This is a genomic window from Flavobacterium poyangense, assembly GCF_011751075.1.
In the GTDB taxonomy this organism is placed as follows: Bacteria; Bacteroidota; Bacteroidia; order Flavobacteriales; family Flavobacteriaceae; genus Flavobacterium; species Flavobacterium poyangense.
This window is the reverse complement of sequence record NZ_JAALLN010000010.1, coordinates 83,275-98,721: the sequence shown is the minus strand read 5'-3', so window position 1 is coordinate 98,721 and position 15,447 is coordinate 83,275. Positions and strand designations below refer to the sequence as shown.

Genomic DNA, 15,447 nt, shown 5'->3' with positions numbered 1-15,447 from the left:
TTTCGTTTTTAAAACTATGCTCCTATGTGTTAAAAAATAATGGCGCCCAACGGATAACTTAATTTTTATGATTACTGCTAAAGGAATCTCTGAACATTTTCCATCCGTTTTCTGTTTTTTTCCAAAGAACCAAAAACTTTCCGTCATCAAACATTTCGCCTTTTTCGTTGACAGATTGCCAGAAGCCTTCTTCGGTTACGTACCCATCTCCACTGCCGTATATAGCCGTGGTGATAAATTTTCCGCCTCTTAGACCATATTGGTCATAGGCCATTTTAAAGAACTTTTCTGCTTCTTCAGGACCGCAGGCCTGAGGTGCAAAAGGAGCCATGATACAGGCATCCTTGGCATACCGATTGACAAATATCGAAGAATCATTTTTTTCAAATGAAGTAAAGTAGACGGCATTACTTTCGGCAATGGCTTTTGTGGCTTCTTCCAATTGGTTGGTTTGATTTTTTAGTTTCGAACTGCTGCAACTTACTAATAAAAAAAGTACTGCTGCACTGTAAATTAATTTGCTCATAACATTTAAATTGATTTGTTTACAGAGCAAAATTAGATTCCATACCCTAAAAAAATAGGTGACATACATCACTTTTTAATTGGGCGTCAATTTTTCAGTCGGCTTAGTGTTTCTCTTGATACACCGAGATAAGAAGCCAAAATTTTCTTTGAAACCCGATGAATCACGTCGGGATATTCTTTTAAAAAGATATAGAAACGCTCGGTCGCGTCTTTTGTCATATAAGTGAGTAATCTACTTTGTTGTTTCACGAAACTGTCATTTGCTTTTTTACGAAAGAATTGTTCCATAAGGGGTAGGGTAGCGCATAACTTCTCTCGATTTTCAAAGGACAGGGTGATAAGTTCCGTGTCTTCAAGAGCGACAATATTAAAAATAGCAGTCTTCTGATTGTAAAAAGCCTGTTGATCGGTAATCCAGCAGCCTTCATTAGCAAATTGAATAACATGTTCCTTTCCGTCCTGATCCGAATAATAAGAAACCAGTAGTCCTTTTGTGACCCAATGGGTATCGGTTACTTTTTGTCCATACTCGATCAGATGATCTCCTTTTTGAAGTTTGGTAACTGAAAAATAAGACATAACGTCTTCAAACTCCGTTTCGGTAACAGGAGTAAATCGTGCAATATGATTATAAAAGCTGTGCAGTTTTGTACTATCGTTCAACTTGTTTTCGTTTTGGTTCGGCTTTGTGTTTTTTCTTGTTTAATAGTATGCTTTGGATTTAATTTAATGTAGAGTAAATATAGTGGATTTATATGAAGTAATTATATTCGTTGCAAATTATTGGGATGGGGTGGGAAGTTGGGAGAAATTTGCAGTGTTTCAGATGGACTCTTTGTACAACCGGTTAAAAACATAAAAAGCCACTTCGTAATTGAAGTGGCGTTTTTGGTGCTTTTTGTGGGCATGGATTGCAATTTTCCCCCAGTTTCTTTAGAGGTCTGAACGGAAAAAGTCAGGAGACTTTTATAACGTACAGAATAGTGATTGAAGCAAAAAAATTGCGCAAAGTCAGAGACATTTGCGCAGCTTTTCATAAGCACTCTTTGCGGAGCTGGGTAGCTTTTTTGATGCTTTTTGTGGACACTACAATGACTAAAACCTACTTAAAAGAATATCTGTAGGCAATTTCAAAAATATTTTTAATGCTTTTTATATCAACATTTTTAGGATCTCCCAAAAAATCATTATATCTGTGAGAAAGATATTTTGAAATTATCTTTCCTTCTTTCTTAATAATCAAGAGATAAATAAAGTCTACGGAATCTGTAGTACATTGTTCATAGTAAAAAGTATTAGGTTCTTCAATTAAATTTATTTCATTAAGTATCATTTTACTATCTTCTCCATTTACATTTATTCTTTTGTTGAAATTTTTGGAAAATTTTTGGCAATAGATTTTTGAATTTTCTTTATTAAATATTGTGAAATATCCATAATCATTGCCTGAGGCTAATCTGTATAATAAAACTCCATCATTTGTATTTTCAAAATTTTGAAACACATCTTTGAATAATTTTGTAGTGTCAATATTTCTAATAAGTGAATCAAATTCTTTCAAATCATATGTTGTAGTAATATGACAATTTACATTTGAGGACTTTTTTTGTCCAATGCAGGAATAATTAAGAATAACTAATAAAATTAAAGTTATTTTTTTCATTTCTTAGAAGTTGGAAGGTTATATATTCTATTTAAATAGCCTTGGAGACATTTGCAGCAGCTTTTCAATAGGAATACTTTGCGGAGCGGGCGTAAATATAGTGGATTTCTTTGAAGTAATTATATTCGTTGCCGATTATTGGAGTGGGTGCGAAGTTGGGAGAAATTTGTAGTGTTTCAGATGGACTCTTTGTACAACTGGTTAAAAACACAAAAAGCCACTTCGTAATTGAAGTGGCTTTTTTGATGCTTTTTGTGGGCATGGATTGCAAATTTTCCCCAGTTTCTTTAGAGGCCTGAACGGAAAAAGTCGGGAGATTTTTATAACCTACAGAATAGTGATTGAAGCAAAAAAAAAGCGCAAAGTCAGGGACATTTGCGCAGCTTTTCATTAGAACTCTTTGCAGAGCTGGGGGGATAAAATCTTCCAAAAGATGAATTAACTTCTTTAATTCCACTTACTCCATCAGTAGGCCAACTTGTGTTGTTACCATTGTTATACAAAACTTGCGAATGTTGCCAATGACTTTTATAGCCTTTAGGCTTATACAAAATGTTACTACTATCAAAGACATTTGCAGCTTTTCAGTTGGACTTGTCGGAGAGCGGAGTTAACAAATTTATTCAGAACTACCCTTTGTTGCAGAACTATCTATTGTAACACTTTGTACTCTTTTATTCCATAATTCCGTAGCATCTTCATCATTATAAAGTGCATTTTTTAAGTATAATGATGAAATAAAAATTATGACTAATATGATTACTAACATCAATATGTATATTATTTTCTTCTTTTTCTTTTTCATATTTTAATTATTAAAATCCTAAACCTGCATTAATAGCTTTTATATCTGCATCAGTATCATCTTTATTGTAGCCTTTTGCCGCGTCAACAGCTTCCTCATTAGTAAATCCAAGTTTTTTCATTGCATTTCCCCATAGAAAATTCCCCGCATCCATGTGATTATAAGCTGTATTTGAATTTTGAAAAAGAAAAATAGGACCTCTATCCTTACTCACCGAATCAAAACTCCAAATGTGGTCAAAACCGTTTTCAGCTATGACAATAGGTAAATGATATATTGAAAAATCAATCTTTCCCCCAACCGATTCAGTCAATGCAAAATATCTTCTACTCAAATAATTTCTGTGGCTAACATCAGATTCATTCATCATTTTTGAAATTCTAACATTACTTAACATATAAATAAATTTAATGTTTTTAAAAGAATTTCCCCAGAGTTTCAAATTATATAAAATATCAGCAACATCCGTTTTTGGATCATTAAAATTATAGTACTTTTTTTCTTAGTTTTAGAATTTTCGATTACTAACTTATCGGGTTTTTTAGTTTTATCTGTCCTAAGATATTTACCATTCTCATCAAAAACATAATCATCAAGGGGAGTTTTTTTATTACTATCATCATTACGATACTGGTCTGACCAATGCGACATTTGCGAAGCTTTTCATTAGAACTCTTTACGGAGCTGGTCATCTGCATATTCAACAATCATTCCTGTTGGGTCAATGAGTTGTACAGGATTATTAAAAACATAAGCATAAGAATTAACTCCATAGTATAATTCTTGCATAGGGTCAGGAACACTAAATCTTCCTAGTGCAGGGTCATAATTACGTGCTCCGTAATCGTACATGTTAAGCCCCAGCTCGTAAAGAAAATAGGGTTGTCGAAAGCATAGTTGTATGGACTATGTCTTCTCATTTTTTCAGCCAGCGGAATTTAAAGGCAATAAAAATAAAAAAACAACCCGAAGGTTGTTTTTAATTGTACATTAGATAATCCAACTATGACATAAGTAAAACGTCTTTTTTATAAATTTTCCAGTTTCCATTCTCCCTTATTAAGAAGACAATAAATGTAGTTCCATATTTTTCTACTGATTTTGTCAATAGCAATATGGCTTTATCCTTATATATTTTAAAATTCTCTATATCGATTCTTCCAGCATACTTAATGGTTTTATCTTGTTCATTGTCTTTAAAGAAAAAATAATATTTACCAATATTTTTTGGAAACATAGAATCTAATGTGATTACTGAGTAAACTTTCTTTTCTATAACATTTTTAAAAGTTATGCTTAAGTCTTTATTTTTGGCAAAATAAGCATTTGTAAACTCTTCAAGACCTTTAACATAATTTATTTTTTGTGATAATTTTACTGATAATTTAGGGTATGGAATAGAATCGCTTGGTGTAGTTATGAATGCACCTCTACTATATGCAACTGTATCAACTATCGTTAAAAAATTATTTTCAATAAACTTTTGTCCAAGATTAACTTGAATGTTTTGCTTTTCAACAATAATTTCTTTTTTACATGAAATAAATAATAGCGAGCAAAAAAAAGTCGTTAAGTACATGTATTTTCTTATCATAATTTGTTTTTTAGAAAAGTGGTGGGTATTTATATTCTGCATCTTTGAAACTCCATTTATATTTTTTTACTAGCCCTTTATTTTCAGAGAAGTAATCCTTGTATTCATCCTTATGAAATGAACCATTGATTACATGTCCTTCAAAAGTATCTCTTTCCCATCCCCAACCCATTTCATCTGTTTCTCCGAGTGGGTCTAGTCTATTAGCTTTTCTTCCTGCATGGACAAATTCATGTAATATAGTAACTCCAACAAAAAAAGAAAACACTTGTAACTCATCATTCTTCTTAAGAGTTTCTAATTTTTCTGCATTACCAATACTAAGAAAAAAAAGTGAACTACTATCTGTTAATCCTTCAGGATTATATTTATTTAGACTTTCTAATTCTCTAATTCCCATTATTATACTACTGTTACTGTATTTTAATTTATCCAAAACTTCCATAGTTGAATAACCTGACCACTCAGACAATTTCTTTAGAATTTCAGGATTTGATTTAACATATCCTCTTAGTTGTCTTAGGACTGCCATAGTACGAGGATATTTTTTTTCATAACCAAAAGCATCTTTAGGGTTAATATTTACTGGTGTAGTCGTACTCTCAGTCGTACTCACATTTGAATCAGTTTTTTCACTTCCATCTGTATTTAAACCCTGACTTGCCATGGCTTCAGCAAAAGTTATACTTTGCCCTTTGCTATTAAAGTATCCTCCTCTTTTAAAATCGTAATGCTCACCAGCCAGACCACTAGGATCAGCCCAATAAATAGGATTTCCATTGAATGCACTATAAGGTGATTGGCTGTGATGTACTATTGGATCTTGAACTATCCATCGTGCAATTGTCGGGTCATATTGACGCATATCCATTGCATACATATTAAGTCCTAACTCATCCTGAAGTTCTTTTCCATTATACTTATATTTGTTATCCACGCCATTTACAGTGGCATTATATCCTTTGTGCAATAATCCAAAAGGGTAATAGTTGTTCTCCTGAACAATTTCGGACGTATTAACCGTACCATTATTGTCTTTATCCTGATAACTTAAACGAATATTACCTAGATGATCTTTGTATTGGTAAATATAACTAAAAATGCCATTATTTTTAACTACATATCCTTCGGGTTGTGCAAATTGTTTAAGAACAGTATCTTCATAAATAAAATTACCTACATAATCAGTACTACCTCCCGTACTTATCGTTTTTCGTTGTTTTACTCCCGTGGCGTCATATACATAATCGATACTTCCAGTTCCTAAAGTAACTTTTGTTGGTAAATTTAGATAGTTATAAGTTATAGCAGAGATTGCTTTGTTGGCATCGGTTTTCATATTGCCGTTACTATCGTACGTATACTCAATAGTGGTGTTGCTTCCGTTTTTAAATCCTTCCGTACTTCCTGATGCATCTTCTACTTTTGTTAGTTTATTTCCATTATCATACGTATAAGAGAGGTTATCAATAGTGCCAAATGTGGCAGCGGTTGGGTTGGTATTCCCTAATCTGAGAATACTCATAATATTCCCATTTTTGTCATAACTCAAACTTTCATTGTATCTTCCCGCATTATCTGTAGCTTGTGTCAATCTGTTTAAGGCATCATAACTATAGGTGTAATTTTTTAAACTGCTGTCTGTATTGGCCGTTTTCCAAAATGTCTGACTGATATTGCCATTAAACAATGGTGTTCCTGTAGTAGGAGTATTGTAATTGAGCTGAAAAGCAAATAAATCGGTTCCAATTGTAGCTACATTGTTAATGTTTTTAAGCCAGCCTCTAATATTGTAACCATAATCTACCTGCTGAAGACGTGATTGCGTGACTTTACCACCCACTCCTTTTGTTAACAATTGCCCTAAATTATCATAGGTATTACTCACAATTACTTCCTGAACCTGATTGTTGATGGTTTGTTTTTGTGTCAATAAACGCCCCGCATGATCATAAGTATAAACATCTACCAATGTTATTAAAGCATCATTTCCTTTTTTATGTGTACTGGTTGTCTCTAGTATTTTACCTGTAAAATCAAACTTTATTTTTGCCGTACTTGTAGCAGTTAAGTAATTATTCTTACTGTAATTATAAATAGGTCGTCCTTTAACATCATAATAATTAACAGTAGTCGTCCAATTTGTAGTGCCTAAAATGCGAACTTTGGTACAAGTATTCAATCCCTTAGCATTTGTAATGGGTGTTATACCATAGGAAGCTACTGCTGTTCCTCCATCTAAATCAATATGGAGGTAATCATCATAATAATTTATAGTAAATAAATCTGTTCCTGTATTTGGAAAGGCATTATTGGAATAATTTACACTTGTCCCATTAATTGTCAAAGGACTAGCCTGTTTGTTTTCAAATAAAACTGAGGCAGTATTGGCCAAAGTTTGTACTGCAATTCTTGTCGTTTGAGTAGCATTGGTATATTCTCCTGTATAAACGGGTCTGCTAAAAGTATCATATTTGGTAAACATCCATTTGTTGAGTGCTTTTAAATTTGCATCTTGGGTTAACACTGGTCTATCGAGTTTATCGTATACGATATACTCCCAGTCTTTTCCTGGCAATTTCTTTTCTATCAGTCGGTTGCGGTCGTCGTATTTGTATTGATAACAAAGGTCATTCAGTATTGCGGGGGTAATAACTCCATCTGCTTTAGGAGGCAGTACGTAAGTTAAATTTCCATATATATCATATACATAATAAGTTTCATGTGCGGTACTTACAGCTGTGCCATTAACCACAGAAACACCGTATGTTTTTTTAAGGACAGTTCTGCCTTCTTTATCTTTAAATTCTTCGGTGGTATTATGGTGTCCTGAAGTCCTATTTTCATCTTTTGTAATTGTTTTGTAAAGCTGATTGATGTCGTAGAAGGTCGTTCCCGTACTATTCCCCAAAGTAATATCGTATATGCCCAAAGCAGCATTCCAAGTTGTTGTTGCATCAAATAGTTTTACCTTATCTTCAGCAACATTGGTCTGATAATCCAGTTTTATCTCATGTCCCGAATTTAGAGCCCAGGCACTACCGGGGGCTGCCTGTAACAAAACACGATTTAAAGGAGAATCTTCCAATTTTTTCTCTGAAAAAGGATTAGGCAATGCACTGTTGATATCTGCAGCGTAATTAGAGATATAATACGCATCGGTTTTTGCCGCTGCACCTGTTCTATAAGAGGCAATAGCAACTACAGGATCCAAATAAGGCAGATAGTCTTTAGTTTGTCTGCCAAAACCATCATAGTCAACATGGGTTACAATATCCTGTTTACCTGGCGATGCTTTAATAGCGATACTTTGCATGGGCCTTCCAAGTCCATCAAAATAAGTAATCGATTCCTGAACATCTTTATTATTAGAGATTCCCGAAACCGAAGTCATAGCAGTTTGGAATGTTCGGGTAAAGATGTAATTCTCTTTTGATAAATTTAAAGGAATATAAGTATCCGAATTAACAGTAGCCAAAAATTTACTTCCGGATTTTATCCAGACACCCGGCCCTAAAGTGATACTTTGTGTAGCGATAAGAGTATCGCTTGCTGTTACAGTATATCCGGCGCCTTTGGTTATCGTAGCCGGTGTTTGTGCAATTGATTTTGATGTTATTAAAACCAATAAAAGGGTAAATTGTTTTAGAATATATTTCATTGTACTATTGGTTTTTGTAACGGTATTGGTTTTGAGATACTAAATTGCCCTCGGCATCTTTTACAAATTCAAGTCTTCCGGCTGTATCATAAGTATAGGTGATTTTATTTCCTTTGGGATCTGTGAGGGTACTTATTCCAACTAGTGGAATATAAGTATAAGTGGTTACCATGGCAGCTGGTAAAGAGGCTCGCAAGGCATTTAAAGCCGTTATTAAATCAGCCTCTGTTCCGGTATTGGAAATATTTTGGAGATTGGATACATAGGAAGTAACTTGATCATAAGTGGCATTTTCTATCTTAGCAATAGGTTGTGTTTTGTTGTAACCCCAAATAATCGAAACGGGTGTTCCGCTCTCAACCGTATATTGCAAAACGTTTCCGTTTCCGGTTGTAGTTCCGTTAACAGTATCCGTATCATATAAATCGAAGTTTACTTTGCGATTGCTATCACTAAACGGGAAAGTTTCTACCACACCTTTTGAAGAGTGGATTTCTTTTGGTAATAGTAATCCTCCAGTGGCAGCATTTTCTTCGTACTTAGTTATCGATTCTGAAGTCTGAACATTGTTAACAAAAGTTTCTGTTTTAACAGGTTTATCAATTTTGTTCTGCGCTATTAATTTTTGCATTTCAACAGTCTGACCCGTAGCCACTAAATCTTGCGGATAACTTAGTTGTGTTCTTAAGGTCTGTGCTTTACTGTTGGTAATTTCGGTTTTTGTTACCTGATAGTGAGCAGGGTTCTCATAACCATAAGTAGTCGTTTTTTTTGTAGTGGGCTGTTCGTTGTCATCATAGTCTGTTTCGATTGTACTGGAAATGACTTTTTTGCCAAGAGAAATACCACCTGTAAAATAAAAAAACTGCGCACTATAAGTGTCATTTCCTTGGTAGGGTTCTGTAACAAAACCTTGCTCATATGCATTATAAGGAGGTAATACTGTATTAAAAATAACGTTGGTAAAGATTGTTTTTTCAATTAGTTTTTGATAAGTATTGTCAATATTTTTAACCACTTTAAAAGTATTGGATTGGTCTTTTTTCAAAAATGTGGTTTTTAGAAGAGAACCATAATTCCAAGAATCATTTTTATAATAACCAAAATCAGAAATAGAGGTTGTATAAGGAAATAATGTACCACTTAAAAATATGTTATAAGAAGGGTGTTTAAATAATGTAGGCATTACATCAATTTCACGTTGTGGCCCAGTTCTTTCATAGTAATACTCTATTTTTCCATTGTCTGTTTTTAAGCTTGAATTCAATGGATCTGTAGCTATATCTGTTTCTGTTACCTTACCATAAACTATATTTGGACCACTTCCAATGTTATTATTGTAAAGAGCAGAAGAAGAGCATATTGCCTTTATAATACTAGGCGAGCTTAATACTTTTCTTTTATAAATACCCAATCCTTCAACATTAAGCACATCACCTTGCTCATATGTATATTGTTTTTCTGTTACGGGCTGAGCAGTTCCATTTAGGTAATTTTTTATAGATTTTATTCTCAATCCACCAACAAGAAAAGTAGTAGGAGTCACTACAGTTCCTGCTGATTCTTTCCATGAAGCTGTGATATTTAAAAAAGGACAGCCCGATGGTCCGTTAACCCCACTTCTGAAATCTGCTGCTTTTAAAAGCAATCCCGAAACGTTTACATTGTCAATAGTCCCCGATGATGTTGGATATTGTCGTAAGTTGGGATCGTAATTAAGTCGGTAGATAACATCATTATCAAATTTAACATAAGAATTAGGGCCATTTTCATTTTCAGCAGAAGAAAAATAATAAGATATTTTACCACTGCCATATATATAGTTAGGCCCAACTGTGACAATGCCTTCACCATAATGGACATTACAGCTTCCACCTGTTCCATCGGCCCTTACAGTAAAAGATTTATTGATCGTGTTGGTCGAAGTTACATCTTTAATATACCTGTTGGCTTCATATTCAAAAATTGTGTATCCTCCTTCGGGATAATTAATCCTTTCAAGGATTCCGGCTTTCATTTGGTTTTCATCTGCCTTTCTTTCTCCTGTACCAAAATTAATCGTATAATCAGTTCCAGGAACACCATTTGGGATATCCATTGTGGTTGGAGGGATTAATGATCCTGTATTTGTATTCATATACCCCCAATAATCTTGCGCCGTTGATCCCCTTGGTTTCAGGTAAGTAGAATTATATACAAAAGTATGCTTTGTGTTAGTATTATTATTTACTAATTCTTTTAATCTTAAAAAGGTGCCTTTGCTAGCTTGTATTCTGGTATCTTGCCAGAATGGATCTGACGTATCTGTCACAGTTCCGCTACTATAATAATCATATGTAAAACTGGATTTTTGAATAAGCTTATTTGTACCATTAGTAACAGAAAAAATTTCTATTGAGTTTAGTTTGTAATCTAGTACCAAATCTTGCCTATCAAGAGTTGATATAAAATCAATTCTCCCATTAGCAAAGGATATTGATTGCAAAAAGCATTTTTTAATTTGAGAAAAACCGGAAGGATAATCAGCAACAATACTTGGTGTAGGTCCTTCATGCCGTAAACTCTCACTTGTCATTACAGGATAATCAATACTATCAATAGTTTTATAAGCGAATGAAATTTCTTCTTTACCATTAGCAGAAATTATTTTAGTAAGGTACCAAACTGTGGCACAATTCAAACTCGCATTGCCATGTCTATAGGTTTGTTCTGTTGCTTTTCCTCCAGGAGCACTTTCTCCAAATATGTAAGTCGTTCCATCATCTTTTACGACCTGAAAACTTCTTAACTCTAGACTATTAGACCCATTATAAGGTTGATCAATTACTGTAACTTTTGTGTTTTGAAAATCTCTAAACAATATAATAGTAGGATTTAATGGATCAAAGTAGAAAGAACCGGATAAGCCAGGGGCGCTAATAATGTATTCGTCCGGTGCAGTGTCCTTCTCCCCATTTTGCATTTGATATAGCGATTTGTAATTTTCTTTAGTAAATGAAAAATTATCTCGTAAGTTGACTATTGGTGCTCCAGAATCCGGAATACCTTTTACATTTCTTACTATGGCACCACCAGCATCTAAGTTCCATCCTAATCCAACCCAAGTAGCTGTTTGGTTGAGTTGTATTCCAGAAGTATTGTAACTAAGCGAAAGGGGAACAGTTAGTTCTTTGGTCTTGATGGTATAAATTGGGATACTAATATTAAGCTTTCCGGTATAATAATCCACAGGATATAAACCCTGCTTAGCAAAGGATGCAGCATTTGGACTTACAGGAAAATAATTAGGAATGTCCTTTGTTACCTGGGCACTTAAGTGGTTTACAAATAACATTATAAGAAATGTTACGAAAGCATTATTTTTAAGCATATTTATAATTTAGGTTAGTTATTGATTTTTAATATTTGTAAGAAAATACAAATGTAAATTTAATTTATTTTTGAAATGTTTCAGAAATATATTGAATTACTACGAAAATATATTTTTAGTGTTTTGCCTTGCAAAATATCACCCAATCGCACTACTCAATTGAAACATGGGTAAATACATAGCCACCAGCAATACCGCAACAAGAACCCCAACAAAAAGAATAATAAAAGGCTCTAAAACGGTTGTCATAATTTTAGATTGCTGTACCACTTCCTGATTGTATTGTTCGCTGAGTTGTTTGAAGACATATTCGGTTTGGTTAGTTTCTTCGGCGACTTTTACGAGCGAGATGATACGGTTATCAAAAAGGGGAGTGTTTTTTAGACTTGAACTCAAACTGTTTCCTTTTAAGATGCTTTCTTCCACTTTTTCGAGTGCTTCCTGCAAAGGGACAAAACGAATCATTTTTTTTACCATCTGTATACTGTTCAATAGTGGGACTTTGGCGGTAGTTAGCAAAGTTACCGCCTGTGTAAACTGTGCCAGATATACTTTGGTCATAAAAGGGCCAATGATGGGAATTTTGATTAGGAAATAATGAAGTGTCTTTTTGTATTTGGGATTGTCTTTGAAAAACTGTGTCGAAAAAATAAAAGCTACAACAGCCAGAAAGAAATACAAGCCAAAGGTTTTGGTTAAAACGGATAGTTTGACAATTACTTGCGTCAGAAACGGAAGTTCCATATTGTTTTGCTTGAAAATATCCTGAAACATTGGCACGACATAACTCAACATAAAAACAACAACCAAAACAGCCGTGCTTAGTACAATTGAAGGATAGGTGAGGGCTGCAATAATAATTCGTTTCTGTTCGTTTTTGCGTTCAAAAAAATGCCCTAGTTCAAAACAAACCTGTGCAGTAGTTCCTGTTTCTTCTCCAATCTGAATGGAGTAGTATTCGTATTCGGTAAATGATTTGGAGCCCGACAGCGCATCAGAAAAAGGTTTCCCGTTTACCACCTGAGTCAATATCGATTGTAGTAACTCTTTATCGGCTTTTTTCTTCATAGATTCGATAAGGAGTGACAATCCTTCTTTAAAAGTGATTCCGGCTTTTAGTAAAACAGCCAGTTCCTGATAGAATGCCTGTTTCTTTTTGTTATTGAAAGAATCGCCAAAAAGAGTGATTTCTTTTTTCAGTAAGTCTTCAATACTGTTTGTTTTTTGGGTTGGAGTCCCTTTTTTTATCGTGCTGTTTTCTATTTTAAAGGCCATCTTCTCGATTCATAAAAAAGGTTATATCATTTTTTTTGGAGACAAAAATTTCATAATCGGGCAGTGTTGTTGCCGCAGAAATTTGTATTGCGTCTATGTCTCCATCTTGTATTTCTTTCCCGCTAAAAAGCAGTTTTTGCAGCGTAAGTTTCAACGGAATAGTATCCTTATTTCGCAAGGTATAATGCTCGTGAAAAGAATAGGTTACCGTATCTGTCTCTGAAAGCATTACTACAAATTGTTTTTGTTTGTTACCTGTTATCGCATGAGGTTCATTAAAATCCTGCCACAGCTTTTGCTCGAAAAGCGCCAATGTACTGCTTTTGTCAAAATTGGTCTGAATCGTATGAATTTGTTTTTGAACCAAACGCAAAACGCTAAAGGCCATACCTACAACTATAGCCGTAATAATCATTACAATCAGTAATTCAGAAAGTGTAAATGATTTTATTTTACCTGTTCCCATACGACTAATTGTTTGGTTATTTCTTTTTTACGCTCCTTATTTTCTGCTTCAATAACAAGTATGAATCTGGATTGTATTTTTTCTTGGTGTATCGTGATTTCCCAGTTTTTATAGGTTTCCTGGTAAGGTAACCTTAGGGGATTGTGCTGCATTTCATAAGCCAATTCGTTGATACGATTCTCAATACCATGTGTGTTTTTTGAAAAAGTATTTAGGACCAGATTGTTGAGTATCAGACTTGCAATAACAAATACTATCACGATCAGTACCGTAGCAACAAGCGCTTCAATTAAAGTGGCCGATTTTATTTTTTTTAGTACAACCATTTCAATATCGTTTTAGGTTGTTCCTGCTCTAATGGTATTCCGCCATAAATATTGGGTACATTTTGATTTTCGATGGTGGCATTATAAATATGATTCACAAAAATAGACCCCGATTCATTGGCTAAAAACTGTTTGGTAAGAACCGATCCTGAGACAGTTCCTTTGATTTCCAGATTGCCATTACAATACACCTGACCTTTAATAGTTGCTTCTTTTTGTAAAGTTAGCTGTGTTTGAAAATCAGGTGTAGTTTTCGTTTGAAAGTAACAGATACTTCCTTTTACAACCGATTTGGTATCAATAAAAATTTTATTATCCATTGGGTTTAAAGAAACTTCATCCGGATGGCTTTTATTATCCTGATATAAAACCAGGGCAGACGGATAACTTAACTTGCACGCTTTTCCAACGGTTATTCTTTTGGAAGCGATGGCCTGAAAAACACCCGTTGTTTCGTCTTCAATTTCGATAACAGGTGCAATCAGGATTACATCTTTCAACAGAGCTGTTTTTTTAATTTGAATGGAGATTTCAGATTTTATAATAATATTTCCGACTATATTTTTGTTCTCTATTGTAAGCGGATTTTCAGAATAGATTGCCTTTGTTTTACTCTGAAAAGAATTTACAATTCGATTTTTTTCTGCAGCAATATAATCGTCTTCTGTAACGGGTTTGTATTGTTTCAGATTATATTCAATAACTTCTAAAAGTTTTTTCTTAGGTTGCGGTAATTCTTTTGTACTTTTTTTTATGGTTCCATAAATAAGTTGAGAGCCATAATAACTGTTTCCGGCTATATAACCGGAACTTACCCCTTGCAGAGGAAGACAGGCGATACCACGAATGACCGTATTGCCAACAACTGTTAATGCATTATACGTTTCCTGTAAATAGAGGGTAGGAGATTCTTCCGCACGAATCAAGGAGCCTATTATGGCCGTTTTGGTAAATTTCTTTTTTCTGAATTGAGAAATGACGATTCCTTTTTCGAAAACACCCCACTGTGACAAATGTGTTTTAACGGTTTGGTTTTCTTTTTTAATAAAATTCAATTGAATCGTATCTGTATTAAATTCCTGTTGCTCTAATAAGGATTGTATTCCTGCATCGCAGAATTGTATGTTTTCAATCGCTCCTTTAGATTGTTCTTTCATGTAAATAAAAGTATAGGCATACAAAATTAAGCCAGTCAACAGCAAAGCAATTAGTACGGCTATAAATACCGTAAATTGTAAAGCTCCGGACTTTAGTTTTAATTTTAGTTTCAATCCTGAAGCATTATTAGGTTCAAATTTCCTTTGTATTTGACATAAACAGATTCTTTATCTCCGTTTTTTAAATAGATTTCATTAGCGGTATCTCCAATTTTCATATAATGATTTTGTCCGTCAATAACCAACATAAAGATCTTGTTTTTGTCTTTAGTATCAGAAATCATTCCTTTATAAAGAATTACGGGCCACACTAAAGTTTCTTGCACTTTTGGAGTTTTTTTTACGGAAGTAGCTCCTGATTTTGGCTTTGAAACGGTTTGTGGGGTATACATTTTTCCTAAGAAAGGGTCTCTGTAGTTAACATCAATAACAATAGATTGCCTTTCTTTTACCTTAAGCGGTTTTATGGTAAATTCGGGGATGTCGGCAGCAGTAATTTCGTCTGTATCGGTAAACGAAAAAATCTGATACAAGACAGCTCCCCAAACGAATAAAACGATTGGTAACAGGATGTAAATGTTTTTTTTATTCTTCATTACTCT

13 protein-coding genes are annotated in these 15,447 nt (G+C 34.0%); all 13 read right to left on the bottom strand.

Annotated elements, in window-relative coordinates:
* Positions 1-58 precede the first annotated feature (58 nt).
* Positions 59-526 (bottom strand): YybH family protein, encoded by a 468-nt coding sequence (locus G3A47_RS15725; protein WP_166924001.1) that lies wholly within the window; start codon positions 524-526, stop codon positions 59-61.
* An 86-nt stretch (positions 527-612) separates the two neighbouring features.
* Entirely contained in the window at positions 613-1,191 is a 579-nt protein-coding gene (locus tag G3A47_RS15720) for a Crp/Fnr family transcriptional regulator (RefSeq protein WP_166923999.1), read from the bottom strand.
* A gap of 439 nt (positions 1,192-1,630) precedes the next feature.
* Positions 1,631-2,191 (bottom strand): hypothetical protein, encoded by a 561-nt coding sequence (locus G3A47_RS15715; protein WP_166923997.1) that lies wholly within the window; start codon positions 2,189-2,191, stop codon positions 1,631-1,633.
* Positions 2,192-3,006: 815 nt separating this feature from the next.
* On the bottom strand, positions 3,007-3,393 hold the full coding sequence (locus G3A47_RS15710; RefSeq protein WP_166923995.1) for a hypothetical protein: 387 nt from the start codon (positions 3,391-3,393) through the stop codon (positions 3,007-3,009).
* Between the two features lie 269 nt (positions 3,394-3,662).
* The gene (locus G3A47_RS15705) at positions 3,663-3,899 is read right to left on the bottom strand and encodes an RHS repeat-associated core domain-containing protein (RefSeq protein ID WP_256371224.1); all 237 of its coding nucleotides are present in this window, start codon (positions 3,897-3,899) and stop codon (positions 3,663-3,665) included.
* Between the two features lie 100 nt (positions 3,900-3,999).
* Positions 4,000-4,590 carry a hypothetical protein gene (locus G3A47_RS15700; RefSeq protein WP_166923991.1) on the bottom strand — a complete coding sequence of 197 codons (591 nt, stop codon included), beginning with the start codon at positions 4,588-4,590 and terminating at the stop codon, positions 4,000-4,002.
* A 10-nt stretch (positions 4,591-4,600) separates the two neighbouring features.
* Positions 4,601-8,251 (bottom strand): DUF6443 domain-containing protein, encoded by a 3,651-nt coding sequence (locus tag G3A47_RS15695; protein ID WP_166923989.1) that lies wholly within the window; start codon positions 8,249-8,251, stop codon positions 4,601-4,603.
* 4 nt (positions 8,252-8,255) lie between these two features.
* Positions 8,256-11,621: an RHS repeat domain-containing protein gene (locus G3A47_RS15690; RefSeq protein ID WP_166923987.1), complete on the bottom strand. Its 3,366-nt coding sequence runs from the start codon at positions 11,619-11,621 to the stop codon at positions 8,256-8,258.
* A gap of 138 nt (positions 11,622-11,759) precedes the next feature.
* On the bottom strand, positions 11,760-12,896 hold the full coding sequence (locus G3A47_RS15685) for a type II secretion system F family protein (protein WP_166923985.1): 1,137 nt from the start codon (positions 12,894-12,896) through the stop codon (positions 11,760-11,762).
* Positions 12,886-13,362, bottom strand: a complete 477-nt coding sequence (locus G3A47_RS15680) for a PulJ/GspJ family protein (protein ID WP_166923983.1) — start codon at positions 13,360-13,362, stop codon at positions 12,886-12,888. The genes G3A47_RS15685 and G3A47_RS15680 overlap by 11 nt, the downstream gene beginning before the upstream one ends.
* On the bottom strand, positions 13,344-13,688 hold the full coding sequence (locus G3A47_RS15675) for a hypothetical protein (protein ID WP_166923981.1): 345 nt from the start codon (positions 13,686-13,688) through the stop codon (positions 13,344-13,346). Before G3A47_RS15675 ends, G3A47_RS15680 begins: the two co-directional genes overlap by 19 nt.
* A complete protein-coding gene (locus tag G3A47_RS15670) occupies positions 13,676-14,959 on the bottom strand; it encodes a hypothetical protein (protein WP_166923979.1) in 1,284 nt (427 codons plus the stop codon). The genes G3A47_RS15675 and G3A47_RS15670 overlap by 13 nt, the downstream gene beginning before the upstream one ends.
* Positions 14,956-15,441 (bottom strand): hypothetical protein, encoded by a 486-nt coding sequence (locus tag G3A47_RS15665; protein ID WP_166923977.1) that lies wholly within the window; start codon positions 15,439-15,441, stop codon positions 14,956-14,958. The genes G3A47_RS15670 and G3A47_RS15665 overlap by 4 nt, the downstream gene beginning before the upstream one ends.
* Positions 15,442-15,447: the final 6 nt, after the last annotated feature.

Bases quoted from the DNA above. Each gene is read 5' to 3' on its own strand.
- G3A47_RS15710 (WP_166923995.1), bottom strand. From the start codon at position 3,393: ATGTTAAGTAATGTTAGAATTTCAAAAATGATGAATGAATCTGATGTT.
- G3A47_RS15690 (WP_166923987.1), bottom strand. From the start codon at position 11,621: ATGCTTAAAAATAATGCTTTCGTAACATTTCTTATAATGTTATTTGTA.
- G3A47_RS15675 (WP_166923981.1), bottom strand. From the start codon at position 13,688: ATGGTTGTACTAAAAAAAATAAAATCGGCCACTTTAATTGAAGCGCTT.
- G3A47_RS15685 (WP_166923985.1), bottom strand. From the start codon at position 12,896: ATGGCCTTTAAAATAGAAAACAGCACGATAAAAAAAGGGACTCCAACC.
- G3A47_RS15725 (WP_166924001.1), bottom strand. From the start codon at position 526: ATGAGCAAATTAATTTACAGTGCAGCAGTACTTTTTTTATTAGTAAGT.
- G3A47_RS15695 (WP_166923989.1), bottom strand. From the start codon at position 8,251: ATGAAATATATTCTAAAACAATTTACCCTTTTATTGGTTTTAATAACA.
- G3A47_RS15700 (WP_166923991.1), bottom strand. From the start codon at position 4,590: ATGATAAGAAAATACATGTACTTAACGACTTTTTTTTGCTCGCTATTA.
- G3A47_RS15680 (WP_166923983.1), bottom strand. From the start codon at position 13,362: ATGGGAACAGGTAAAATAAAATCATTTACACTTTCTGAATTACTGATT.
- G3A47_RS15715 (WP_166923997.1), bottom strand. From the start codon at position 2,191: ATGAAAAAAATAACTTTAATTTTATTAGTTATTCTTAATTATTCCTGC.
- G3A47_RS15665 (WP_166923977.1), bottom strand. From the start codon at position 15,441: ATGAAGAATAAAAAAAACATTTACATCCTGTTACCAATCGTTTTATTC.